Origin of the sequence: Vibrio sp. S234-5 (assembly GCF_000960595.1) — a bacterium.
In the GTDB taxonomy this organism is placed as follows: Bacteria; Pseudomonadota; Gammaproteobacteria; order Enterobacterales; family Vibrionaceae; genus Vibrio.
Window position 1 is genome coordinate 1 of sequence record NZ_JZAM01000288.1, and the last position, 2013, is coordinate 2013.

Annotated in this window: 2 protein-coding genes; both read left to right on the top strand. The window is 40.7% G+C overall.

Annotated elements, in window-relative coordinates; genetic code table 11:
* Nucleotides 1-245: 245 nt before the first annotated feature.
* Nucleotides 246-776: a hypothetical protein gene (locus UF06_RS17840; RefSeq protein WP_045571649.1), complete on the top strand. Its 531-nt coding sequence runs from the start codon at nucleotides 246-248 to the stop codon at nucleotides 774-776.
* 616 nt (nucleotides 777-1392) lie between these two features.
* The gene (locus tag UF06_RS17850) at nucleotides 1393-1776 is read left to right on the top strand and encodes a hypothetical protein (protein ID WP_045571651.1); all 384 of its coding nucleotides are present in this window, start codon (nucleotides 1393-1395) and stop codon (nucleotides 1774-1776) included.
* Nucleotides 1777-2013 lie beyond the last annotated feature (237 nt).

Below are 2013 nucleotides of genomic sequence, written 5' to 3' on the forward strand. Positions count from 1 at the left end.
TATCATGGCTCTGGCTTGGGTTGGTTCTTGAATCACTCAACCATTGCAATCGTGGTTTTTGATCGAGTAAAGTCAGTTTATCTTATTGAATTTGCATAACAAACGGCTCAAGAGGGATTGCCAACGCTTGGCGACTTTAGTGCAAAATTGAAGTTGAGTGTTTACAGTGTGTTTTTTGAGTTCGGCGGTGCGTTGTCAACCCCTTAGCCGGGCGTTAAATTGCACTGGAGTAAAGTAGAACAAGAATGGATAAGTACACATTTATATCTGAAATGACTAAAGCATTAGCTTGGCCAGCAACTTTGATTGTTGTTTTACTGCTGTTGCGTAAGCCTTTGGTTTCTTTGATTCCATTCATGCGTAAATTGAAGTTCAAGGAATTGGAAATGGAATTTTCAGAACAGGTTCAAGCGTTAAGGTCTGAAGCTGAAATCGATGAAACTTCTGAAATTGATACACCAGCAATCAATATTCTCCCTTTTTCCACACGAGCAGCGGTATTGGAAGCGTGGATAGAACTAGAAAATGTTGCAGCATCACTAGCTGCCTCTTTCTGGAGTTCATCAAATACGTCTCCGTTTAAAAACTATCCGAAGTTAGGACATTATCTGCATCAATGCGGTGTTTTAAGCGATACACAACTTAAGTCGTTTGATGAACTACGAAAGTTACGGAATCAACTTGTGCATACGCAAGAAGTGGAATTAACAGAAGATGATGCAAAGGCTTATATTTTGGTTGCGACAAATTTAGTTAACCAAATTAAGGGCAAGTAATCAGCAATTTAACAAACAATTTAAGAGTGATTCGGCACGCGTGGCATTTTTACTATGCGTCGGTTTTAGTGATTAAGGTGGTATGCGGGAGCATCGTATTGCGTGCCTCACACCTTAATTGGGCGTTATGCTTAATCACGTCAAATCAGTGGTTTATGGCTTTTCCTTGTTCCCTCGGCTTGTGAGTTTTGTGTTTCTCGGCAAGTTGGCTTCAGTGGGCGCTGTTTTCCGGACAACTATTCTTTGGCGCTGGAAGTTCAGAGAATTGCCTCAATCAATTTTTGGGCAAGCGCGAGGTTAGGACGGTTGGCTCAATCAGAAATTTGATCTTAGGTTTTTTTGTTTTAGCTGCCAAAGTTCAAAGTTTGATTCTCAAAACTATGAGCCATTTCAGTTTGTTGGTTTTTGGGTTTTGTTTGTGCAACAAAGCTGAGTTAATCTTGGTTTAGGTAAAACGTAAGTCATTGAAGCTTAAGCATAACAAACGGTTCAAGAGGGACAGCCAACGCGTGGCATTTTTATTATGCGTTGGTTTTTGTGGTTACGGTGTTATGCGGAAGCTTGGTAATGGCGTTGGCTGCCCCTTAACCGGGCGTTATACGTCAAAGGAGATCGAGTGTTCAAAAAGAATCATATTCATATCCAGTTCAAAACTGGTGAGGTGAAAGTAACACATCTTGAAACTGATAAATGTATCATTCGAACTTGTTCGGCTTTAACTCATCCCAGAACATTAATGGGTGATTTCTTTGCAATTGAAAGTTGCTTGAAAGAAATATGGGCTGAATTATTGCCAAGAAAATCGTTCTCATTGGCACCGATAGCCATTGTTCAGTTTATTGATAAGACTGAGGGTGGGATAACAAATGTCGAGGTTCGTGCATTTCGTGAAGCAATTTTGGGGGCAGGTTCTAGGCAAGTATATTTTCCAGAATCACAGAAGCCTATGAGTAAATCGGAGTTAATTGGCTTAAAATTTAGTCAGTTAGCAAACGTATAACAAACGCTTTAAGACGGATTCGCAACGCGTGGCATTTTTATCATGCGTTGGTTTTAGTGATTTAGGTGGTATGCGGAAACATCGTATTGCGTTGCTCACCACTTAAGCGGGCGTTATGTTTAATCACGCAAAATCAGTTGGTTGCATCTTTTCTTTGCTCCGTCGGTTTGTTGGTTTTGTGCTCGTCGGCAAGTTTGTATTTGTGAGCGCTGTTTTCTGGACATTTGTTCTTTGGCG